This window comes from Myxococcales bacterium (assembly GCA_016712525.1).
Classification (GTDB): Bacteria; Myxococcota_A; Polyangia; order Polyangiales; family Polyangiaceae; genus JAAFHV01.
This window is the reverse complement of sequence record JADJQX010000008.1, coordinates 418,886-440,931: the sequence shown is the minus strand read 5'-3', so window position 1 is coordinate 440,931 and position 22,046 is coordinate 418,886. Positions and strand designations below refer to the sequence as shown.

21 protein-coding genes are annotated in these 22,046 nt (G+C 70.1%); 9 read left to right on the top strand and 12 right to left on the bottom strand.

Translation table 11 applies throughout. The annotated features are described in order from the left end of the window. Positions 1 to 47: 47 nt before the first annotated feature. Entirely contained in the window at positions 48 to 662 is a 615-nt protein-coding gene (locus IPK71_31275) for a hypothetical protein (GenBank protein ID MBK8218235.1), read from the top strand. A 10-nt stretch (positions 663 to 672) separates the two neighbouring features. On the opposite strand, the gene IPK71_31270 is transcribed toward IPK71_31275, so the two are convergent. Continuing rightward, positions 673 to 1,482, bottom strand: coding sequence for a cysteine hydrolase (locus tag IPK71_31270; protein MBK8218234.1), 810 nt, complete (start codon positions 1,480 to 1,482; stop codon positions 673 to 675). Positions 1,483 to 1,734: 252 nt separating this feature from the next. Between IPK71_31270 and IPK71_31265 the strand changes: the two genes are divergently transcribed. From IPK71_31265 to IPK71_31250, 4 genes are all read left to right on the top strand, one after another. Next, positions 1,735 to 3,321 (top strand): 1-acyl-sn-glycerol-3-phosphate acyltransferase, encoded by a 1,587-nt coding sequence (locus IPK71_31265; protein MBK8218233.1) that lies wholly within the window; start codon positions 1,735 to 1,737, stop codon positions 3,319 to 3,321. A 250-nt stretch (positions 3,322 to 3,571) separates the two neighbouring features. Beyond that, positions 3,572 to 5,635 carry a S1 RNA-binding domain-containing protein gene (locus IPK71_31260; protein ID MBK8218232.1) on the top strand — a complete coding sequence of 688 codons (2,064 nt, stop codon included), beginning with the start codon at positions 3,572 to 3,574 and terminating at the stop codon, positions 5,633 to 5,635. Between the two features lie 259 nt (positions 5,636 to 5,894). After that, entirely contained in the window at positions 5,895 to 7,127 is a 1,233-nt protein-coding gene (locus IPK71_31255; GenBank protein ID MBK8218231.1) for a metallophosphoesterase, read from the top strand. A gap of 76 nt (positions 7,128 to 7,203) precedes the next feature. Then, the gene (locus IPK71_31250; protein ID MBK8218230.1) at positions 7,204 to 7,449 is read left to right on the top strand and encodes a GlsB/YeaQ/YmgE family stress response membrane protein; all 246 of its coding nucleotides are present in this window, start codon (positions 7,204 to 7,206) and stop codon (positions 7,447 to 7,449) included. Between the two features lie 18 nt (positions 7,450 to 7,467). Here IPK71_31250 and IPK71_31245 read toward each other — a convergent pair whose 3' ends face one another. The 10 genes from IPK71_31245 to IPK71_31200 all read right to left on the bottom strand — a co-directional run bounded on the left by IPK71_31245 (position 7,468) and on the right by IPK71_31200 (position 16,472). Then, positions 7,468 to 8,508, bottom strand: a complete 1,041-nt coding sequence (locus IPK71_31245) for a DUF58 domain-containing protein (GenBank protein ID MBK8218229.1) — start codon at positions 8,506 to 8,508, stop codon at positions 7,468 to 7,470. Between the two features lie 267 nt (positions 8,509 to 8,775). After that, positions 8,776 to 9,699: a MoxR family ATPase gene (locus tag IPK71_31240; protein ID MBK8218228.1), complete on the bottom strand. Its 924-nt coding sequence runs from the start codon at positions 9,697 to 9,699 to the stop codon at positions 8,776 to 8,778. Between the two features lie 56 nt (positions 9,700 to 9,755). Then, complete coding sequence (locus IPK71_31235; GenBank protein ID MBK8218227.1) at positions 9,756 to 11,762, bottom strand: hypothetical protein; 2,007 nt, start codon at positions 11,760 to 11,762, stop codon at positions 9,756 to 9,758. Next, positions 11,759 to 12,568 carry a hypothetical protein gene (locus IPK71_31230; GenBank protein ID MBK8218226.1) on the bottom strand — a complete coding sequence of 270 codons (810 nt, stop codon included), beginning with the start codon at positions 12,566 to 12,568 and terminating at the stop codon, positions 11,759 to 11,761. The genes IPK71_31235 and IPK71_31230 overlap by 4 nt, the downstream gene beginning before the upstream one ends. Beyond that, on the bottom strand, positions 12,565 to 13,572 hold the full coding sequence (locus IPK71_31225) for a stage II sporulation protein M (GenBank protein MBK8218225.1): 1,008 nt from the start codon (positions 13,570 to 13,572) through the stop codon (positions 12,565 to 12,567). The genes IPK71_31230 and IPK71_31225 overlap by 4 nt, the downstream gene beginning before the upstream one ends. Beyond that, entirely contained in the window at positions 13,563 to 14,399 is an 837-nt protein-coding gene (locus tag IPK71_31220; protein MBK8218224.1) for an RDD family protein, read from the bottom strand. Before IPK71_31220 ends, IPK71_31225 begins: the two co-directional genes overlap by 10 nt. Before the next feature lie 91 nt (positions 14,400 to 14,490). After that, a complete protein-coding gene (locus IPK71_31215) occupies positions 14,491 to 15,177 on the bottom strand; it encodes a hypothetical protein (protein ID MBK8218223.1) in 687 nt (228 codons plus the stop codon). Between the two features lie 10 nt (positions 15,178 to 15,187). Further along, the gene (locus IPK71_31210; protein MBK8218222.1) at positions 15,188 to 15,940 is read right to left on the bottom strand and encodes a Smr/MutS family protein; all 753 of its coding nucleotides are present in this window, start codon (positions 15,938 to 15,940) and stop codon (positions 15,188 to 15,190) included. Then, positions 15,937 to 16,173, bottom strand: coding sequence for a hypothetical protein (locus IPK71_31205; protein MBK8218221.1), 237 nt, complete (start codon positions 16,171 to 16,173; stop codon positions 15,937 to 15,939). The genes IPK71_31210 and IPK71_31205 overlap by 4 nt, the downstream gene beginning before the upstream one ends. Next, on the bottom strand, positions 16,170 to 16,472 hold the full coding sequence (locus IPK71_31200) for a (2Fe-2S) ferredoxin domain-containing protein (GenBank protein MBK8218220.1): 303 nt from the start codon (positions 16,470 to 16,472) through the stop codon (positions 16,170 to 16,172). Before IPK71_31200 ends, IPK71_31205 begins: the two co-directional genes overlap by 4 nt. A gap of 181 nt (positions 16,473 to 16,653) precedes the next feature. On the opposite strand from IPK71_31200, the gene IPK71_31195 reads away from it, so the two are divergent. Then, a complete protein-coding gene (locus IPK71_31195; protein ID MBK8218219.1) occupies positions 16,654 to 17,799 on the top strand; it encodes a protein kinase in 1,146 nt (381 codons plus the stop codon). Between the two features lie 18 nt (positions 17,800 to 17,817). Here the strand turns inward: IPK71_31195 and IPK71_31190 are convergent, their stop codons facing one another. Beyond that, positions 17,818 to 19,122: a radical SAM protein gene (locus tag IPK71_31190; protein ID MBK8218218.1), complete on the bottom strand. Its 1,305-nt coding sequence runs from the start codon at positions 19,120 to 19,122 to the stop codon at positions 17,818 to 17,820. 265 nt (positions 19,123 to 19,387) lie between these two features. Between IPK71_31190 and IPK71_31185 the strand changes: the two genes are divergently transcribed. From IPK71_31185 to IPK71_31175, 3 genes are all read left to right on the top strand, one after another. Then, positions 19,388 to 19,579, top strand: coding sequence for a hypothetical protein (locus tag IPK71_31185; GenBank protein MBK8218217.1), 192 nt, complete (start codon positions 19,388 to 19,390; stop codon positions 19,577 to 19,579). Positions 19,580 to 19,641: 62 nt separating this feature from the next. Then, on the top strand, positions 19,642 to 20,397 hold the full coding sequence (locus tag IPK71_31180; GenBank protein ID MBK8218216.1) for an SUMF1/EgtB/PvdO family nonheme iron enzyme: 756 nt from the start codon (positions 19,642 to 19,644) through the stop codon (positions 20,395 to 20,397). A 33-nt stretch (positions 20,398 to 20,430) separates the two neighbouring features. After that, positions 20,431 to 22,044: a 5'-nucleotidase C-terminal domain-containing protein gene (locus tag IPK71_31175; GenBank protein MBK8218215.1), complete on the top strand. Its 1,614-nt coding sequence runs from the start codon at positions 20,431 to 20,433 to the stop codon at positions 22,042 to 22,044. Positions 22,045 to 22,046: the final 2 nt, after the last annotated feature.

The window sequence follows — 22,046 nt, the reverse complement described above, 5'->3', positions numbered from 1 at the left end:
GCAAGAGCGTACTCATAATCCGTGGCGCGTGGGTCCACCCACGGCTCATGGACCGCCTCGTCGCACGCTCGTCGCTCGCCGCGCTCGCCCTCTTCTTCGTGGCCCTGGCTCCGCGCCTCGCGTGGGCCGTCGAAGCCGACGCTCCCCCCGCGGCCGCACGCCCACGGGCGCTCACGATCTACGCGGGAACGGCCGGGATCTCGGTGCTCGACACGGGGGCCGGCGCCGTACCCGCGATCGGCGGTGAGCTCGGCGCCACGTTCCCTTTGGGGAGGCTCTTCGCCCTCGAGCTCCTCGGCGCGGCCGGGCTCTCTGCGGCGCGAGACACCGAGCCCAACAACATCTGGATTCGGCTGGCGCTCGGCTTGCGGGTCGAACGCACGGACACCTGGGGGCTAAGGCCGTACGGCGGGCTTCGCCTCGTCCATATCCATTACGCGAAGGCCGAGACGTGGCGCGACCACCCGGGCGCGTCGCTCCTCGGGGACTCGTCGCGTGGGCTCGATCACAGGTCCGGGCTCGGCCTCGTCGGAGGTGTGTCGCACGGCATGGGCGCGTCGCGCTTTCGCATTTTCGCGGAGCTCGAGCCGAGCTACGTGCCCATCGGGAGAGGGCCGCAGCTCTTCGTCGCGGCGACGTTCGGCTTCGGCGCGGCGCTGTGAACGCTGGCGTTCAGGGCGCGTGCGGAGCCGTAGCGCCGAGCCTCGCGAGCCGCGCCCGCCGCGCCGGACCATAGGGGGCCATCATGCGGAGGGAGGCCAACGTGCCCTGCTCGAGGGGCTCGGCCGCACCGGCCTGCGCATCGGGGGGGACGTCGATCGCGTAGCCCCGTTGGAGCGCGTCGATCGCCGTCGCTTTGATGCCGATCTCGGTGAGGCAGCCCGTCAGGACGAGCGTGTCGACCGCGAGGCCCTCGAGCACCGAGTCGAGCGAGGACTCGAAGAAGGCGCTGTAGGTAGGCTTTTTCACCACCGTGTCCCCTTCGTGGGGCGCGATCGCGGGCCACACGTCGCTCCCGCCCGTTCCGGCGACGTTGTGGGTGCCCCACATCGCGAGATCGGGATCGTCGGCGGAGTGCTCGTCGACGACGTAGATGACGGGGATGCCCGAGGCGCGCGCCTCGTCGATGCGCTTCGCGAGGGCGGGCACGATGTCGCGGGCGCGGGGCACCTCGAGGGCGCCGCCCGGGGCGAGGTGATCGACGAGCATGTCGAGCACGAGGAGCGCCTGGCGTGGCCCTCGGCGTTTTTCGGCCAACGTGGCGAGAATGCGCTCCCGGAGGGCGGGGGGAGGAGCTTCGGGGGGAAGCGCGAGCCCCACCGCCGCGGCCGTCTCTCGGGCCGCGTGGAAGGCGTCGACGACCGGCGGGGGCTGCATCTCGAGCACGAGCCCCTCGATCCGCGGGTGGCGGGCCGCGAAGAGGAGGCTCGACACCTCGGCCCACAGCTCGTCGGGCGCATCGGAATCGGGGGCGTCGCTCATGGTCGGGGTGGTTGGGCCAGGGGAGGGGAGCTCGACGGGAGGATCCTAACGCATTTTCTCCGCGCATGGCGCCGAAGGTCGCGTGGTTCCCGCGTCATTCGGGCTACGCACGAGCCTCGCGGACGGATCGGCTTCGGGCACGCGGTTCTTTGTGTACGAGTACGTATAGTCGCGCTTCCGCTTGCCTCGAGCGACCGCCCTTGGTGTCATCGGCGCGTGCCCCTCGAGCGCCTCTTCGAAAGGTCCGTATCCGTGCGCGACAGCGCCGCCCCCATTTTCCGCTTCAACGAGGCGCGGAGCAGCATCGTCGAGGAGGTCGTGTCGCGCGTGGGGGCGTCCACCAAGGACCCGCTCTACACGCTGTCGGATGCGGCGTACCTCGAGGTTCGGAGGCTCGCCTCGTCGGGGGGGGCGGAGCTCGCGGAGTGGCGTCACCTCGCCTCGTCGCTCGGGCGCATGTCCGAGGCCGAGCTCCGGGAGACCGTGTCGAAGTACGCGAAGGTGTACGCCTGGGACGTGGCGGGCAACTTCGACCCCCGCGTCTACCAGTTCGCCTCGCGCGCCATGGCTCCCCTCCTCGGGGCGCTCATGTCTCCGCGATCGATGATGAAGAACCTGCCGCAGTCGCTGGATCTCACGGCGCTCGACGGCCGCATCGTCGTGCAAGGGCCGCGCGAGCACGTGCGTCGGCTGGCCGAGATCGGCACCGTGGTCTACGTGCCCACGCACCTCTCGAACCTCGACTCGGTCGTGTTCGGGTTCGCGCTCGAGCGCTCGGGGCTTCCTCCCGCCACCTACGGCGCCGGCAAGAACCTCTTCACGAACCCGGTGCTGAGCTACTTCATGCACAACCTCGGCGCCTACCGCGTCGACCGAAGGCTCCGCCACGCGCTCTACAAGGACGTGCTGAAGGCGTACTCGTGCGTCCTCATCGAGCGCGGGTACCACAGCCTGTTCTTCCCGGGAGGCACGCGGTCTCGCTCCGGCGGGGTCGAGCGAAAGCTGAAGCTCGGTCTCGCGGGTACGGGCCTCGAGGCCTTCGCCCGCACGGTCGAAGCGGGGCGACCCCGCAAGGTGTTCTTCGTCCCGGCCACCATCAACTACCTGCTCACGCTCGAGGCCGAGACCCTCATCGACGACTTCCTCCAGGAAGAAGGCAAGGCCCGCTACATCATCGAGGACGACGAGTCGACGCGGGTGGGGCGTGTCGCCGCCTTCTCGCAGAAGTTCCTTGGGCTCGACGGCGCGTGTGTCGTGCGCTTCGGCGAGCCCCTCGATTGTTTCGGCAACCTCGTCGACGAAGAGGGGCGCTCGCACGACGCGCGCGGCCGGCACGTGGACGCCGAGTCTCTCCTCCAGCGCAAAGACGGCTCGCGCGGCCGCGACGCGAAGCGAGACGTCGAGTACACCCGCGAGCTCGGCGAGGCGATCGTGCGTGGCTTCAAGAAGGAGACCGTGGTGATGGCGACCCACGTCGTCGCGGCCGCGGCCTTCGGGAGCCTACGGCGGCACGTCGGCAAGGGTGATCTCTTCGCCATGCTGCGCTCCAAGGACGACGTGCGCATGCCCCGGGCCGAGCTCGCGAACGAGGTCGCTCGGGTGCTCGCCGAGGTGCGAGAGCTCGAGTCGAAGAACAAGATCGTGGCCGCGCCCGGCCTCCGAAACCGCGACGCCGACGGTGTGCTCGAGGACGCCCTGCGCGCCTTCGCGGGGTACCACGTGGAGGAGGTCCTCTCGCCTCGTGGAGAGTCGCTCGTTCTGCACGATACGCGCCTCTTGTTCTACTACCAGAACCGCCTCGCGTTCCACGGGCTCGCGTACGACGCGCTCGCGAAGTAACCGTTCTTATTGGTTTATTTGGATTCGTTGGAGGCGTGGGGCTTCTCTACGACGGCCCTGCTCCGATCGTCGCTCGCGCGGACGTCGTGCGCCCGAGCCGCACCGCGGAGGGGGCTCGCGGGGCGGAGGGCGGGACATCCGAGAGCCGTGCCGTGAGGGGCGCGAGGCCCGGTTTCTTCGTGCGGGGCCCAAATCGGCTTTGATGCGCGAAGAAATGGGCTATGGTCGGCCCCCCCGATCGGGCAAAGCCATGAGCACACCGGAGACTCCCGAAACCCCGAACACCTCCCCCGAAGCCGTCTCGGTCGACGCGCCGAAAGCCCCCGAGGCCTCCGCGTCGAACGAAGCGCCATCGGCCGTCTCGTCCGAGGCGCCTACCACGCCGCTCGGTGCCGCGCCCGAAGGGGCCGGCGACGACGACGGCGCAGAGGGCGAAGGTGAGGGCGCGACCGCAGAAGCCTCCGGGACCGAGGGTGGCGAGAAAAAGAAGCGTCGTCGTCGTCGCCGCAAGAAGAAGCCCGGCGCGCGCCCCGAGGGCGAAGCCGGCGTGTCGGCCGAAGGTGCCGAGGGCGAAGGCCAGCCCGTCGAGGGCGCGTCGGCCGAAGGCGCCGAAGGTGAGAAGGCCGCTCGTCCGGCCAAGCCCAAGAAGGCCCCGAAGCCCGAGAAGGAGCGCCCCGCGTTCGCCCTCGGTGACGTGGTGTTCGGCAAGGTGCTCGAGATCACCGAAGATGTGCTCTTCGTCGACCTCTCGGGCAAGGGCACGGCCCTCTTCGATCTTCGCGAGCTCCTCATCTCCGAGGAAGACGCCAAGGCCGATCTCGCGGCCGACGACGACGACGACGCCAAGGACACGAGCGCCGCGCCTGCGGGCGAGCCCGTGCCCGTGACCGAGGTCTCCCCCGGCTCTCCCGCGACCGAATCCGCCGAGGCTCCGGCCGAAGGCGTGGAGGCCGCGGCCGAGGCTCCCGTGGCCGCCGAGGCTCCTGCGGCCGCTGAGGCTCCCGCTGCCGCTGCCGCCGAAGCTCCGGCGAAGAAGACCGAAGAAGCGGCCGTGCAGCTCCCGCGGGTCATCCTCGAACCGGGCGCTCCGTTCGTCGGCGTCGTGCACAACGACGGCGGCCGCGGCGGCTTGGTCGTGCTCACGCACCACCCGAAGCGTCTTCGCCGCGCGAAGCCCCTCGTCGCCGCTGCGTTCCGCGACAAGACCATGGTCTTCGGGATCGTGACGGGCGTCATCAAGGGCGGCGTCGAGGTCGACGTCGACGGCCTCCGCGCGTTCGCCCCGGGCTCGCACATGGACCTGCGCCTCGGCGCCGACCTCCACCCGCTCGTCGGAAAGCGGCTCGGCTTCGCCGTGACCCAGTACGGCAAGCGCGGCCGCGACGTCGTGCTGTCGCGTCGGGCCATGCTCGAGAGCGAGTCGAAGGAGCGGCGCGAAGAGGCGCTCAAGTCGATCGAGATCGGAAAGACGGTCGACGGCGTGGTCCGCACGGTGGTGTCGTTCGGCGCCTTCGTCGACATCGGCGGCGTCGAGGGCCTCGTCCCGCTCAGCGAGATGAGCCACAACCGCGCCGATCAGCCGAAGGACGTCTTCAAGGTCGGCGAGACCGTGAAGGTGAAGATCCTCCGCGTCGACGAGAAGCAGAAGATTTGGCTCTCCCGTCGCGCGACGATCGACGACCCGTGGGCCGCCGTGGCCGAGAAGTTCGCGGTCGGCACGAGGCACACCGGCAAGGTCGCGCGCCTCAAGCCTTTCGGCGCCTTCATCGAGCTCGAGCCCGGGGTCGACGGCCTCATCCAGGTCGGCGATCTCTCGGTGAAGCGCATCAACCACCCGAACGAGGTGCTCAAAGAGGGCGACGCGATCGAGGTGGTCGTCGCTCACGTCGAGCCCGGCTCGCACCGCATCGCGCTCCACCCGGCCCCCTCGGGAGACGCGGCGGGCGAGGCGCCTCAGAAGATCGCGCCGCATCGCACCGTCAAGGTCCAGATCGTGGCGGCCGAAGCGGCGGGGCTCACCGTGCGTGTTCTCGGCGCCACCGGGCGGCACGCGCGCGGCTTCATCACGGCCGGCGCGACGGGCACCCCCCGCGGCACCGACCTCCGCAAGGAGTTCCCCGTGGGCAAGGAGCTCGACGCCAAGATCGTCGAGATCGACCCGAAGCGCGGTGAGCTCAAGCTCTCGATTCGCGCCATGAACGAGGACACCGAGCGCAACGCGTACCAGCAGTACCGCGCGCAGGTGAAGCGCGAGGCGAAGTTCGGCACCCTCGCCGATCTCCTCCAGAAGCGGAACATCGTGCCCCAGAAATAGCGGGTACGGCTCCGGACACCCCGAAGGCGGCGCTCGAAACAGGGCGCCCCTTTCGCATTTTGTCCTTTGAAATCAAAGGCATAGTCGGCCCCTGGGGCGCCCGTTCACGCGGCGTTCACCTGACCTGCGACGACGTTTCACGCGAGCCTCGCACCCCTCCCATCTCGCGGGCCCATGCTCTCGGCATGCGAAACGGAAGCCTCTCCTTCGGTCGAGCGTTCCCCTCCACGATGGCGTCGACGTCGATCTCGAGGCGCGCATGATCTTCCCGCTCGTTCGCTCGTCGTGGTCGCTCGTCGCGACGATCGGGCTCCTCCTCGCGAACCTCGCGGCGGTGCGCGTGTTCTTGCCGCGGGTCTATGCGAGGCCCGCGCTGCGGGGCGCGTGGCTCGCCTTGGTGATGTCGGCGCTCGCGGCGCACGGCGCGTGGCTCGTCTTTCGGACGTCCTCGTTCGCGGGGCGAGCCGGAGGGACGTTCGTCTCGGCCGCCCCAGTTTTTCTCGCGCTCGTGCTCGTGTCGATCCCTTCGGCGGGTGTGCTCGCGTGGCTCACGCGCCGCTCGCGTCCGGCGAGCGAGGGCACCATCGACTCGCCCGGGCAGTCACCCGAGGCTCCTCCCTCGGCCGCCCCTCCTCCGCTCGCCCGCCCGCGTATCACGCGCCGTGCCGCGCTCTCGGCCGTGGCGGCGCTCCCCCCTGCGAGCGCCGTCGGTGCGGGCGCCATCGGGTTTTCTACGGGGTTTGCGTCGCCTGCCGTCCGCACGAAGGTCCTCTCCGTCCCGAAGCTACCGAAGGCGCTCGAGGGGCTCCGGATCGTGCAGGTCAGCGACGTGCACCTCGGCGTGTACCGAACGACGGAAGACCTCGAGGCCGCCCTCGAGCGCGCGAGCCTCGAGCGCCCCGACCTCGTGGTGGTGACGGGCGACTTCGTCGAGAGGCCGTGGCTCTGGGATGACGCGCTCTCGGTGCTCGCGAACGCGCGGCCGCGCCTCGGTGTGTACGGCTGCCTCGGCAATCACGAGCACTTTCAATCGACGCGCGACGTCCGTCGGGCCTACGAGCGCGCCCGTGTCCCGCTGCTCGTCGACGACGGTGTGAAGCTCGACGTCGACGGTGCGTCTCTCGCCCTCCTCGGGATCGACGATCCGCGCGCCATGCGCGGGGACATCGAGACGCCCATGCGTGCGTCGATCGAGCGAGCCCTACGGAGGGCGGACGGGGACTTTCGCCTTCTCCTGTCGCACCGCCCCGAGGGCATCGTGCCCGCTTCGTCCCTCGACGTGGGCCTCGTGCTCGCGGGCCACACCCACGGAGGGCAGATCGGGTTCGCGGGGAAGAGCGCGTTCGAGCCGCTCGCCCCCGATGGGTACCTGTGGGGTCCCTATCTTGTCGAAAACACTAGGCTTTACACCACGAGTGGCTTCGGGCACTGGTACCCGTTCCGGCTCGGGTGCGGCGCCGAGCTCCCCGTGCTCGAGCTCCGCAGAGGCTAGCCGCCCGCGGGTCGAACGAGCGCGGTCGACGTCGGAGCTTCCGTGGGCGCGCATCTGTGGCTACGTTCCGCACACGATGGGCATCCTGAGCTGGATCGTGTTCGGCCTCCTCGCGGGCCTCGTCGCCAAGTTCGTCATGCCGGGCAAAGACGGCGGAGGGTTCATCACCACCACGGCGCTCGGCATCCTCGGCGCCATCGTCGGCGGGTTCATCGGGACTCGCCTCGGCTGGGGCAGCGTGACCGGCTTCAACCTCCCGAGCTTCGGCCTCGCGGTCGGTGGTGCGCTCGTGTTGCTCGTCGTGCACCGCATGCTGCGCTGAGCCTCCTCGCGCGCGGGCTCACAAGAGGCGGCGCGCCTTCACCTCGAGGTACCGTTTGACGAGGAGCGGCGTCACCTCCTCGGGCCGAGCATCGAGCACGAGCACGCCGGCGTGCCGCAAATCACGGATGATTTGCTCTCGAAACGTGAGGGCCTCGGCCGCGGCGGCCCTCACGTAGGCCTCGTCCTCGCGCCCGATCGGATCGAGGGCGAGCCGCTCGACCTCTTCGTCGCGCATGAGGACGCACAGCGGGAGGTGGCGTGGCAGGAGCCCCTTCAGCGAGGACGCGAGCTCCTTCGCCGCGCGCGGCTCGAGGAGGTTCGTGAAGACGACGAGCAGCGACCGCGCCTTCATCTTCGCGCGGAGGAACGTCGTCGCCGCGTGAAAATCGGTCGCCGTGAGCCCGGCCTCGAGATCGTAGACCGCCCGCGTGAGCTTCTGACCTCCGGCGCGCCCACCCACGGGCTTCAGGAATGCGCGCGGGAGGTCGTCGAACGCAAGGAAACCGGCCTTGTCGCCGCCGCGCAGCGCCACGTCCGCGGTGAGGAGGGCGGCGTTCAGCGCGCGGTCGATCGCCGTGATGCCTTGGCTCTCCCCGCGCATGCCACGGCCGACGTCGATCGCGAAGACCACGTTCTGGTTCGACTCGGCCTGGAACGTGCGAACGGTCAGATCGTCGCGCCTCGCCGACGCTCTCCAGTCGATGTGCCGGATCTCGTCGCCCAAGAGGTAGGGGCGGAGGCGCTCGAACTCGGTGTCCCCGCCTCGGGCGCGGAGGGAGCCGACGTTCTTGTCGCCCCGGCCCTTCCTCCGGAGCATCTCGAGCTCGCGCGCCGCGTGCACGTCGGGGTAGACGTTGGCCTCGGCCGCGCACGCCGTAGACGCCTGCACGTCGACGAGGCCGAGGAGGCTCTCGGTGCGTACGGTCACCGCCCCGAAGCGCCGTGGGCCGCGTCGTGTGGGGGTGACCTCGTAGCGTACGTCCGCGCTCTCGCCGGGGCCGAGATCGAAGGTCGCCGGGAGGCCTCGGGTCTCGGTGTCGGGGAGCGGATCGTCCATCACGGTCCCGCGGAGCCGAGCCCGGGTCGGGTTGCTGGAGCGTGAGGGTCACCGCGTTCGCGCGGCCGAGGGAGAGGATCTCGGCCACCTCACGGCTGGCGCGGATCGACGCCTTCCTCGCGAAAAATGCGTCGCCGAGGGCTGCCACGGCGAGCACCACGTCGAGCGCCACGAGTGGCGCGCCGAGCCCGGGGACGAACCCCGACACGGTGGCGACGGCGGCGGCCACGAACGCGAGCGCGACGAGTCGCCTCCTCGGGACGAAGATCATCCTTTGCCCCGAGGCACCGGCGTCGCCTTCACGATGGCGTCGATGCGGTCGTCCGCCGACAGGCCCTGGAGCTCGGCGTCCGGGTGAAGCATCACGCGGTGGCGCAGGATGGGCTTCACCATGGGCTTGATGTCGTCGGGGGTCACGAAGGTGCGCCCCTCGCTCGCGGCCACGACGCGCGCCGCCTTCAGCATCGCGATGGACGCGCGCGGCGAGGCGCCGAGCTCGATGGCGCGATCGTCCCGCGTGCGCCGCACGAGCTCGACCATGTACGACACGATCGCGTCGTCGACACGCACGGCACCGACGACGCGCTGGAGCCGCGCGATCTCCTCGGGGCTCGAAGCGGGCGCGAGGCTAGAAATGTCTTTGGGATCGAACCCTTGCGCGTGATGTTTGACGATGCGCTCCTCGACCTCGCGGGGCGGGCTCTCGACGTTCAGCTTGAGGAGGAACCGGTCGAGCTGGGCCTCCGGGAGAGGGTAGGTCCCCTGAGACTCGATGGGGTTCTGCGTGGCGATCACGAGGAACGGCGGGGGGAGCGCGCGGCTGTGCCCATCGACCGTGACTTGATGCTCTTGCATGGCCTCGAGGAGCGCCGACTGCGTCTTGGCGGGCGCGCGGTTCACCTCGTCGGCGAGCAGGAGGTTCGTGAAGATGGGCCCCGGCACGAACGCGAACGTGCCCGATTGACGATCGTAGATGGACGAGCCGGTCACGTCGCTCGGCATGAGGTCGGGCGTGAACTGAATGCGCTTGAACGCGGCGCCGGACGCCTGCGCGAGGCTCCGCGCGACGAGCGTCTTTCCGAGGCCGGGCACCCCCTCGACGAGCACGTGCCCGCCTCCGAACAGCGCGACGAGCAGCCCGAACACGAGCTCCTCCTGTCCGACGATGACCTCGCCGATGCGCGCGCGCATTCGCTCGAAGGTGTCGACGAACGGACGCAAAGAATCTTCTGTCAGCGCTTGGGTGGTCACGATGGCCTCATTTTCCGGGTCTCGGGGTCGTCGTGGGCGATGGCAGCCACGACGAGCGCCCGAAGGTCTCGTAGGACGCGGAGCTCGTCGCCCTTGGGGCTGTCTTCCGATCGCGCGGAGAGGGCTCTCTCCCAGACCTCACGGCACGACTCTACCGTTCGCCCCGTCCGCGCCGCGAGGAACGCGGGGACGTCGTGGGAGCCTCGCGGCAACGCGGGGCGAAGCTTCTCCTCGCAGTAGCGGGAGAACGCGGCAAGGGCGTGGGGTGGCTTCGGCGCTCGCGCGTAGAACGCTCCGACGGCCTCGACGTGCTCGGTGAACGCGCGACGCGAAGGGGCCGGCTCCGGCCTCGGCCGCGCGCTCCGGATCCCGTAGGCCAGGAAGAGCACGAGCGACGCGACGAGGGCGTGCCACATGCCGCGCGCGAGCCCGGCCCGCGCGAGCGCCGAGAACGGGTTGGACGGGGGTGACGCTCCGTCCTCCGGCCTCGCGATGCGGATCGGGCGCGCGAGCGCGCTGCGGCGTTCGTTCGCCTCCCCGGGGAGCGCGGGGACGGCCGAGAGCTCGGCGAGGAGCGCCACGATGGCGGCAGCGTTCTCGGGGCGCGCGAGCACGACGTTCGAAAGGAGATCGTCCGTCCCGACCACCACGACGGTGCCTTTCCCGTAGGTCTTCGCGGCCGCGTACGGCTCGCCATGAATCGTCGCGAGAGAGCGCGCGCCCGACATGCGCACGATGCGCGGTCGGGCCACTTTGCCGGGGAAGTGCCGGGTTTCGGCGGCGTACGCGCGTGCGAGGCGCGCGTCGAGCGGCGCGGCGTCCTCGTCGTCGTCGTCCACGTCGACCGAGAGCGGCGTGAGCGAAACGTCGATCGCACGATCGATGCCGAGCGATGTCTGAAAGCCGAACGTTTCCGAAAGTTTATGATTCTCTTGGCCGAAGAGGACGAGGACCCCACCGCTCTCGGTGAACGCGACGAGGGCGGCCTCGGCTTCGGGCTCGAGGGCCGTCCTCTCGAGATCGACGAGCACGATGGGCGAGGGGGCGTCGTCGGTCACCGGCGCGAGCTTGGCGAGCGACGAGCCGAGGGGGGTGATGGGCGAGCCCTGGCGCTTCATCACCTCGGACAAGAGCTCGGTCCCGGCAGGATCGTCGAACGTACGAGGCCTCGGCGAGCAACCCGCGCCGAGGAGCGACGCGAGCAGCAAGAGCCCCGCCGGCATGGCGCGGACGATGGCGCGCGCGAGCTTCGCGATGCGGTCTACCTCGGCCCCCGCCGGGGGCTCGGCGCCGAACGCTTGACGATCGGCCTCGCGGGTGATGGCGCGCAGGCTCGCTCGGCTCGACTCCTCCGCGCACGCGCGAACGTACTCGCCGTTGGTACGGCTCTTCGTGACGTGAATGGCGCCACGTCGGTCGAGGGCCGACAGCGAGGCGAGCAGGTAGAGATTGGTCGCGCGACGGAGGTCGCCGTCACGCGCGAGTGTGTCGGCCCGCGCGAGCGCGGCTTCTGCGTCGTCGATCGTCGTGGGATCCCGGGGTGCGTCGGGGCGCGGCTCGGGCGACGGGATCGCCGCGCGCTCCTCGTCGACGGCGAGGTCCCGCTTGCGTTTGCGCAGCGCGCGTACGATGGGCACGAGGAGGAGCGCCACGGCCGCGGCGACGACCACGTAAACGAGCACGTGGGCGACGACCCCGAGGGCGCGGACGATACGCGCCCACGCCTCGCTCGGCGCGTCGTCGGGCTTCTTCGTGAGCGCCGCAGCGCACGCCGCGCGGAACCCTTCGCAGGTCGGGGTCTCTTCGGCGATCGTGCAGAGCTCGAGCGCGCGCTCCCCGAGGGGCGCGCGTGGCTTCCGGCAGAATTCCATCGCCGGCTCGTTGCGCGCCGCTTCGGCCTGGCTCGCGGCCTTGGACGGATCGAGCTCGGCCGCTCCGTTGCGCGCGAACGTGAGCGCGAACGTGAGCGTCAGCGCGAAGGCGAGGGATCGCGCTGGCCTCACGCGGCCTCCTTCGAGGGGTTCGACGTGTCGTCGTCTCCACGTGCGCGGCCGGCGATGGCCGAGAAGCGAGTTTGGACGTCCCAGCCTTCGGCGCGTGTCCTCACGTTGAGATAGAAGAAGAGCCTCGCCGTGGCGGCGTAGGGCAGAAAAGCCCAAAAACCCACGGCCGCGAAGGCGCTGCCCATGCCGCTCTCCCACGCCGCGGCGGGCGGGTCGAACGCGAGGAGATCGGCCACGATCGCCCGACCGACGACGTCGCCCAGCACGGTGGCCGCGGCGTGGAGCGTGGTCAGCACGAGGACCGCGAGCACCGAGTCGCCGGCGGCGCCCGCAGAGAGCCGCTGGAGCCGCGTCAGGGCCGCGGACACGCTCGCCCTCTCGAGCAGGAGGACCTCGCCGAGGAAGAGCGCGAAGCCGAGCACGAAGAGCGCGGGCACCACGAAGAACGACGCGGCCACGACGACCGCGACGAGGTGCACGACCCTCACGCCGACGAGGAACGGGAGCCTCCGCGCCGACTCTCGAAGGACAGCGAGGACGGGGACGTCCCGCTCGAAGACGAGGCGCGACGCGAGCGCCGTGAAGGGCGCTTGCGCGAGCAGCCCGAAGAGCGCCGCGAACGCCCACGCGAGGGCCCAGCCGGAAGCTCGCCCGAGGGCCCAGGTCGCGAGCACCCCGGGGGGGAGCACGATGAGCGCCATCTTCGCGAAAGGAATACGGTTTTCGACCACGAAACGAAGCGCCAAATCGAGCACGTCGGACGGCTTTCGAACGCGGAGGACCACGCGGGACGAGAGGACGTTCATGGCGCCCTCCCGTTTCCTCGTTCGTGCTCGCGGCCTGCGAGCGCGAGGTACCCGAGGACGACGACGAAGAGCACGACGCCGACGACGAGCTTCACCGGCATGGGCACCGACGACGACGACCAGAACCCCTCGACGAGGGCGGCGACGAAGAGCATGACCGCCGCGCCACACACGATGGTGACGACGTCGGGCGCGATCGCGCGGAGCGACCCGAGGCGGGTCTTCTCGCCGGGGCTCACGACGGCCCACCCCATGGCGAGGCCCGCTCCGCCCGCGATGACGATCGCGCCGAGCTCGAAGGTGCTGTGTCCGACGATGAACGTGAGGATGTTGAGCCCCGCGCCCTGGGAGCCCACGTAGCCGACGACGGCGCCCGTGAAGAGGCCGTTCTGGACCAACGTGAAGGCCGAGCCGAGCCCGCCGAAAATGCCGAGCGCGAAGCAACGGAGGGCGATACCCACGTTGTTGTTCACGTAGAAGCCGGTCATGAGGGTGTCGTCCGCCGAGCTTCGCCCGCCGTCGAAGCCGCGCTGGTAGGCCTCGGTGAGGGGGCGAAGCATGGCCTCGGGCACGATGCGAAACGCGAGCTCGGGCTTGCCGATCGTCATGACGAGGCCGATCACGAAGGGCACGAAGAAGAGCGCCGCCGCGAGCGCCATGGCGCGACGATGGCGCCGCACCGCGAGAGGGAAGCGAGCGAGCCACGGCACGGCGCCGCGTTCTCGCGCGGGCCTCCCGGCGCTCGCACCATAGAGCACCGTGTGTGCGCGGGCCGTGAGGTCTTGGAGGTGGTCGACGAGCGGCGCGCTGTACCGAGCCGCTTGCGCGCGCGAGAGATCGCCGCACACGTCACGGTAGAGCGGAGGGAGGCGACGCACGGCCTCGTCCGAGAGCCCTTTCGGACCGCGCTGCTCGGCGACGCGGACGAGCGTGTCGAGATCGTTCCAGTCACGGGCACGGCGCTCGGCGAAGGCGCGCTCTTTGGGGACCGACGCTAGCGCCATGGTGCTCGCCTCGCTTCGACGGGTGGAGCGCTCCGCGACGAGGGCGGCGCCTCTTCGCGCCCTCCGGACATGGCGCGGTCGTAGAGGAGGGCGACGAGACGAACGGGGTCGTCGTGGCGGACCTCGAAGCGCGCCGCGAGGGCCGGCGCGATCATGCGCGCCAGCTCGTTTTCGCGGGCCGGACCGAGCCTCCCCCGGCGGCGCAGGAAGAGCTCGATGGCCGTGCGCTCCTCGGGATCGAACGTGACACGCTCGGGCAGGCTCGCCAGCTCCCGCGGCGACGCGGGAGGGTAGAGGGCGATCGGATCGGCGTGGAGTGGCCCGTCCGTCACCACGACCATGGTCCCGGCGACGAGGTCTCCGATGCGCTGGAACCGGCGCGTGGCCGCCATGCACACGACCCCGAGGACATAGGCCGAGGGTAGGGCGTCGGCCGCGCGCAAGAGGTTCCGGAGGACCGCGTGCACGAAGGTCACCGGCCGACCGGTCGTGGTCAACACGCGAAGCCCGAGCGCGGCCTTTCCGGGCGAGCGCCCCCACATCGTCTCGACGACGACGAAGTAGACCCACTGCACGAAGAAGAGGAGCACGAGCATCACGCCGGCGCCGACCTTCGCGAGCGCGCTCATGTCCTCACCGAACGAGCCCGAGCCCGCGGCCAAGACGAGCACGATCCCGAGCACCACGAGCACGCCGTAACAGACGAGGAGATCGACCAGGTGGGCGAGCGTGCGGCGCGCCGGCCCGGCGACGCGGTAGCGGAACACGACGTGCTCCGGCGTCTCGATGGCGACGTCGGTCTCGAGCGCTTCGCGGAGGTCGGCCATGAGCGCCCGAAGCATAGGCGATGCGCCGAAAAGCCACGAGGGCGGCGCACCCGGGAAGCCTTCGCTTTCGCTCAAATACCTGATCTTACGACTATTTTTGGCCGTCTTTGGCCCGGGGGAGCTCGGCGTCGGTCGTGGTTCGTGGGGGATCGACCGCGATCGTGTCGAGCACCCGCGCCCGCACGAGGGCGAGGCGCGCCGAGAGCACGCGCTCCGACGCGAAGCTCGGGATCTCGGTCGCGTAGTGGAAAAAGAGGCAGCTTCGGACCATGCCGCCGAAGGCGAAGAGGTGACCGCGGATCGTGCCTCGCGTCGAGATCTCGAGCGCGACCCAGATGCGCGTATCGTAGGCCTCCGGCCCCACGGTGACGCGGTCCTCGAGCGTGCGGAGGTCTCCCGCGGGGACGCGGCCCCTCTTGCGCGCGTCGGCCTCGCACTGGGCTCGCCCCACGACCTCGGGCTGTCGCTCGACCGCGAAGTGGAGCTCCGAGCGGGTGGCTTCGTGGATGCCGACGAGCTCGGGCCTCGTGTGGTCGTCGATGCGCCAGGCCTTGCCCTCGGGGAGGTGCAAGGTCATGAGAAAGCGGCTCGAATGAAACGAGCCCCACGCCTTGTCGTCTTCGGCGAAGGGCGGAGCGCTCTCCTTCGGGGCCACGCTCGAGGGCTCGAGCGCCGGGCCCTTCGGCTCTGCCGGAGGCGTACAAGCGAGCACCAGCGAGGCGACCCCCGCGGTGCCGATGGCGCGCCGCACGAGCCCCGGCCAGACGGAATCGTTCATGGGCGAGCCCTTAGCCCAAGTCACGCCGGAGCAGCACGTAAACCGCGCCCTCGCCGCCGTCCTCGTCCAGCGCCGTGGCGAAGGCCGCCACGTGCTCGCTCGCCTTGCCTTGCGAGAGCCACGCCGCGATCTCGCCGCGGAGCACACCCTTGCCAGAGGGCAGGCTCTCCCCCTTGCCGTGGATGACGAGCACGCACCGCTCGCCTCTGGCGTGTTTCTCCTTCAGGAACGTGGCGACATCGGCGTGGGCTTCGCTCGCCCCGAGCCCGTGCAAATCGAGGCGCGCGTCGATCGGTACGGCGCCGCGGCGCAGCGATCGCACGACCTGGGGGGGCACGTCGACGCGGCGGCCCTCGACGCGGCGACCATCGTCTTGCACCTCGAAGCGCGTGCCGCCGCCGACGAGGCGCCGGAGGTGCTCGTGGACCTCTTCGGCCTCGGTCCGTGCGCGCGTCGCGAGCTCCTCGACGGTGGGCTTGGGCCGCTTTTGCGCGGTCTCGGCTCCCTTCGGCAGGCGGGTCGCCTTCGCCTCGCCGAGCGGGACGACTCCGGCCATCATGCGGTGGAAGCTCTCTTCGTCCTCACGCGCGTCGGACTTCGGCGCCTTCGGGCGCGAGGTCTGCGGCTTCGGCGGGGCAGGCCTCTGACCTTGGGCCCTCTGGGCCTTCTTCGCGGCCTCTTCTTCCTCGAGCTTCTTCTTGAGCCCGACGAGCGCGCTCGAGAACGGACGGTTCTTGTCGTCCGGCTTCTTCTTCGAGGTCACGACCTGCCCCCTTGGAGGAGCGATCGCACCGTGGCGATCGCGGACTGGATGCCCGTGAGCACACCGTCTTGGTAGTGCCAGTCCGGGTCGTCGAGCTCGGGGAAGTCGTGAGGGTTCTTGATGTCGTCCGACGTGAGGCCGGGCTTCAAGCGGCGGGCGAGGTCGATGACCTTCTGGCTCTGGAGCTCCTCGAGCTTCTCGAGCTCGGTGAGGGCGGAATCGAGCGCGTTCATGGCGAGTCCTTCGTTTCGATGGCGAGAGAGAGCAAGGCCTTGCAGTCGTCTTTCGTGACCTCGACGAAGAGACCACCGTGCGGATAGAGGGCGACCGCCGTCCCCTTCTTCGGGCAGAGACCGAGGCATTTCGTGCTCGTGACCCACACGTGCTGGACGATGCCCGAACGGAGCACGGCGTCGCGGAGGGTCGTTACGACCTCGGTCCCTCGCGCGCCGCATCCGGGCCCGAGCGGAGAGCCGTGCCTCACGTTCTCGCAGACGAAGAGGTGACTCCGTGGCGTTTGCCCCGGTCGCATGCCCATCGAGTAGCACAACAGCGTCGAATGCTTTTGCCTTACGTTCTCCTACATCGGTCATGGATCGCGCACGTGGATCCGATGGTCGGCCCGGGCTGCGCTCGCCCCACGCGCGAGCCTACGGAAATGGGCCGAACCCGGCGGGCCCCACGTGGCTCGCCGTTTGCAATCCCGTCGGGGCATGGCCGTGGTGCGTCTCCCTCAGGCTTCGCTCCCCCTCTCGGGGCGTCGCGTCGAGCTCGGCGAGCTCGTGGGGCGAGGCTCGCGCACGTCGGCGCACCGCGCGGAGCTCGTGTCCGACGGAGGTGTCCGGCGGCGCGTGATCGTGAAGCTCTTCGATACGGTCCCGAGCGACGACGCCGAGGGCTTCGTGCGCGCTCTCGGGCAATCGGTCGCGCGCGCTGCGCTGGTCGATCACCCGAACGTCGCCCAGGTCTACGAGCACGGCGTCCTCTCCGGCCGGGCGTACGTCCTCGCGGAGCACGTCTCCGGGGTCTCGCTGGCCGAGCTCCTCGCGGCCCACGATCGCGCCTCGTCTCGGCTCGCGTTCGACGTCGCGCTCTTCGTCGCCTCGGAGGTCGCCGACGCGCTCTCGGGCGCCCTCGTCGCTTGCGATCTCGATGGAGCGCGTGCGCGTGTGCTCCACGGCGATTTGTCGGCGCGCCAGGTGATGCTCGCGTACGCCGGGGCCGTCAAAGTGACCGACTTCGAGATCGGCCGCGTGTCGAGCGCGCAGTCCGGCGTGAGGAGCATGCGCACGGTCTCGTCGCGGCTCGAGATGCTCGCGCCCGAGCTCGTGCACGGCCGACCGCAAGACGCGCGCTCCGACGTGTTCGCGTTGGGGATGCTCGTGCGCTCCATGTTCCTCGGGCCTCGATTTCCGGCCGAGGTCACGCACGCGGAGGCCCTCGCGATGGTGCGCGCCGGCGAGGTGCAGCAGCCCGTCTTCCGACCGAGGCTCCCCGAGGCGCTCACGGAGCTCTTGCTCGCCGCGACCGCCACGTCCCCCGACGACCGTCCTCCGAACGCCCGCGTGGTCGCGTGGGAGCTGCGGAAAATCGCCTTTTCGCACGGCGTCGGTGACGCGAGGCCCTTCCTCGCTCGCGCGATCGAGCGCGCCTTTCCAGGCCAATCGCCCTACGCCATCGAGGACGACGAGCCCACGGACGACGAGCCCTGGCCGGACGAGGACGTGTCCGACAGCGACTTCCCGCCGAGCATGGACGACGACGAACAAGACGCACGCACGGGCCTCGTCCGAGCGGTCACGTACCCCGGCGACGACGCACCGTTCGATCCCGAGGCGACCGTCGACTGGCGCGGGTGAGCGTCGCGCCGACGGGGGTCATGTCGCGCGCGGTGGGCGCTTCATGGCCGCGTGCGCGAGCTCGAGGTATTTTGCGCGCTCGTCCTCGGGGAAGGCCTCTTCGATGATCTCGAAGAGCGAGTAGTCGAACGGTAGCCCCGGGGCACCGTGGGTCTTTACGAGGCGCTCCCTTCGGCCTTTTTCGGCCAGATCGAGGGCGCGGTGGTGGCACATGGGGTTATTGCCGACCTTGCCGAAGAGCACGTGCGTGGTCCAGTTGCAGCCGCTCTTGCAGTCCTCCGCGTAGTAGCAAGTCCGGCAGTAGCCGTAGAGATCCTCGACCGTCATGTCGCGCGTGAAACGAAGCTCCTTCGTGCCCTCCCAGATGTCGACGAGCTTCGCGTCGCGGATGTTGCCGCCGACGTAGTCTTGGGTGGGGAGCGAGGGGCACCCCTTGATGTCCCCGTTGGCCTCGATGCCCATGCTGAGGCGCCCGGCGCCGCACGAGCCGCGATGGCTGCCCGGGAACGTGCGGCGGAGCTCGGCCTCGTGCGGGCCGTAGTAGCCGATGTTGTTGCCCGTCCAGAAGCGCACCTTCTTCTCGTCCGCGCGCCGCTTCATGCGCACGAGCATGGGGAAGAGCTCGAGCAGCTCGTAGGGCTGGAGCAGCATGTCGGGCTCGTCGCCGCCGCGCCCCATGGCCGTCGTGAGCTGCATCTGCCACGAGTGCATGCCCCGCTCTACGAGGAAGTCGAAGAGCGCCTCGAGCTCCGGCATGCTGTGCCGGTTGATCTGCGTGTTGCACGAGAACGGGATGCCGACGGCCTTGAGGTTGTCCATCGCCTGCATGGCCGCGTCGAAGCTGCCTTGCGCCGCGCGGAGGGCGTCGTGCGTCTCGCGGAACCCGTCGATCGAGACGGACACGGAGAGGAGCCCTGCCTCTTTGCCAGCGCGCGCGCGCTCGAGGGTGAGCCCGCGCCCTCCGGTGGTCATGCTGCACGAGATGCCGTGCGAGCGAATGCGCTTGATGATGTCCGTCCAGTCGTCACGAAGGTAGGCCTCGCCGCCGATGACGGTGACCTCCTTGACGCCGAGCGCCGCCATTTGGTCGACGAGGTCGAGGGCCTCTTCGGTCGTGAGCTCGTCGGGCCGGGCGCGCCCCGCACGCGAGCCGCAGTGCCGGCACGCGAGGTCGCACGCGAGCGTGGTCTCCCACACGACGTAGATCGGGCGCCAGCGCCGATCGATGTCGCGCGCCTCGCCGAAGATCGGGAGCTTTCGCTCGGCGGGCTTGGCTGTAGGTGCAAGTGGGAGGGAACGGGGGCGGGGTCCGATGGTGCTCATGGGGGCTCTCGTCGCACGCGAGACTCGCGTCGGACGAGCGTAGCTGCTTTTCCGCGGTGTCGCGCGGGCGATGGAGGTCGTGCGTCCCTCGTCCCACGCCTGAGGTCCCGCCTCAATTTGCCGCCTGGCGCGATCTTTCTCTCCCGAGGGGACGAAACTTTGCTTTCATAGAGTCCTTCCTTGGGGTTCGGCTTCCAATAGCGGGAGCCATTTGGCGGCGAAGCCCGCGCGTCGGTCGAAAAGCCTCGACGGAAGGAATCCTCGTTTGGACCGCGTAAAACCCAAGACCTCGAACACGAGCCGGGCCGTCGTCGTCGCTGCCTGCGCGGCGGCCGTCGTTTCGGTGGCGGTCGCCTACAAGGCCACCCGCGGGCCGGGCGCAAACGAACCGTCGTCTCGCCCCGAGACCATCCAAACCCTCGGCGTCATGTACCCGGGCGGAAGCGGTATGCGCTGAGGCTCGCGGTGCCGTCCCGGGCCCGATTGGCGCGTCGAGCGCGGGTCTGCTAGGCACCGGCCATGGTTACGCGAAAGCCCCGCCGTACACGCTTCGCCGTCCTCGGCGTCGTCTGTGCCTTCGCGGCTCTCGTCGGAGCGCCCGTCGACGAGGCCGAAGGCGCCAAAGGCCCGTGCCCCGCCGGCATGGCGCACGTCACCGCCAAGACGTCCTTCTGCATCGACAAATGGGAGGCGTCGTTGGTGGGCCTCGCCGGTGGCCGCGAGGTCCCTCACTCGCCGTACGAGCAGGTGAAGGGGGAGAAGCTCATGGCCGTGTCGCGTCCCGGCGTCGTGCCCCAGGCCCACATCAGCCGCAACGAGGCCGAGGCCGCCTGCACCGCCGCGAAGAAGCGCCTCTGCACCGAAGAAGAGTGGGTGAGCGCGTGCCAGGGCAAGAACCCGACGACCTTCCCGTACGGGAACGACCGGCACGACGGATACTGCAACGACCAGGGCAAAGCGCCGCTCTCGGTGGTCTTCCCCAACGACGCCACCGTGTTCCAGTCGAGCACCAAGATGAACGACCCCCGGCTGAACCAGGTGCCCGGGTCGCTCGCGCGCACGGGCAGCCACCCGCACTGCAAGAACGCGTTCGGCATCTACGACATGGTCGGCAACGTGCACGAGTGGGTGTCCGATCCCGCGGGCACCTTCCGCGGCGGCTACTACCTCGACACGACCAAGAACGGCGACGGCTGCAAGTACCGAACGGACGCGCACGACGCGACCTACAAGGACTACTCGACCGGCTTCCGCTGCTGCAAAAACGCCCGCTGAGCGTGCGCTGCCGCGGGTAAGCTTCGAGGCACCATGGCCGAGCCCGATCTCACGCGTGGCCCGAGGCTGCGCATCGTCGCCATCAACGACGTGTACGTCCTCGACGCCCTGCCGCACCTGGCGGGGCTCGTCGCGCACGCGCGCGCGACCGACCCGGCCGACACGCTCCTCGTGACCCTCGCGGGAGACTTCGTGGCGCCTAGCCTGCTGTCGAGCCTCGACGCGGGCGCGGGCATGGTCGACACGTTGAACGCCGTCGGCGTGACACACGCGTGCTTCGGGAACCACGAGGACGACATCCCCCCACACGAGCTGTCGGCGCGCGCACGCGAGCTGCGGGCGATGCTCCTCGGCACGAACCTCCGCGGGTACGATCCCGACCTTCCGTTGTCCGACGTCGTCGAGGTGCGCGCGCCGTCGGGTGCCGTCACGAAGGTCGGGCTCGTCGGCGTCGTGATGGACGATCGCGCCGTGTACCGCAGGCCACCCTTCGCGCCGGCCACTGTGCTGCCTGCGAATCGCGCGGCCCTCGACGAGGCCCGGCGGCTCCGCGCTTCGGGGTGCGACACGGTCGTGGCGCTCACGCATCAACCCGTCGCCGACGATCGGGCGCTGGCGTCGGCCGCCCTCGGCGACCTTGCGTTCCCCGTGCTGCTCGGGGGCCACGATCACCAGCCGTACCTCGAGACGGTGGCGGACACGACCCTCGTCAAGGCGGGCGCCGACGCGATCTTGGCGGCCGTCGTCGAGCTCGCGTTCCCGCCCTCCGGCAAAGGAAAACCGGAGGTCTCGGCCACCCTCGTGAAGACGCGAGACTACCCCGAGGTCGCCGAGGTCCGCGCGTGCGCGCGCTCGCACGAAGAGAAGGTCCACGCGCTCGCGTCGGCCGTGCTGCTCGTGATCGAGCCCGGCGTCACCCTGTCGTCGAAGGGCACACGTTCCCGCCAGACGACCCTCGGCGAGCTGCTCGCGACGCGGGTCCGCGACACCCTCGGGGCCGACCTGTGCGTGTTCAACGGCGGCGGGATCCGCGCCTCGAGGGACTACACCGAGACCTTCTCCTACGGCGATCTCGAGGCCGAGGTGCCGTTCGCGAACGAGCTCGTCGTCGTCGCCTTGCCGGGGGCCGTCATCGAGCGCGCCATCGCCGTCTCGCGCGCCAAGGCTCCGGTCGAGTCGGGCAGCTTCTTCCAGGTCTGCGATCGGACGGTCGTCGGCCCCGACGGGCGCCTCACCCACGTCGCGGGCGCGCCGTTCGATCCGTCGCGAACGTACACGGTCGCGCTCGTGCGAAACCTGTTCGAGGGCATGGACCACGTGACCCCCCTCGTCGACTTCGCGAGGGAGAGGCCCGACGCCATCCCCCCGGCCGGCAGCGGGAGGGACGTGAAGGTCGTGCTGCTCGAGAGCTTCGCCCGTCACCTATGGTCGAAGCTCGGCGGGTTCGCCCGCGTCGACCGGAACTCCGACGGCTTCGTGACCCCGAGCGAGCTCGGCGCCGCCATCACCGAGCACACGCGGAGGCCCCCCTCCGACGTGGCCGCGGGGATCGTCATGCGCGCCCTCGACGGCGATCGCGACGCACGGATCTCGGCGAGCGAGGCCCCCCCGGAGCCCGCCTCGGATAGCTCCGAAACTGTAAAGTAATC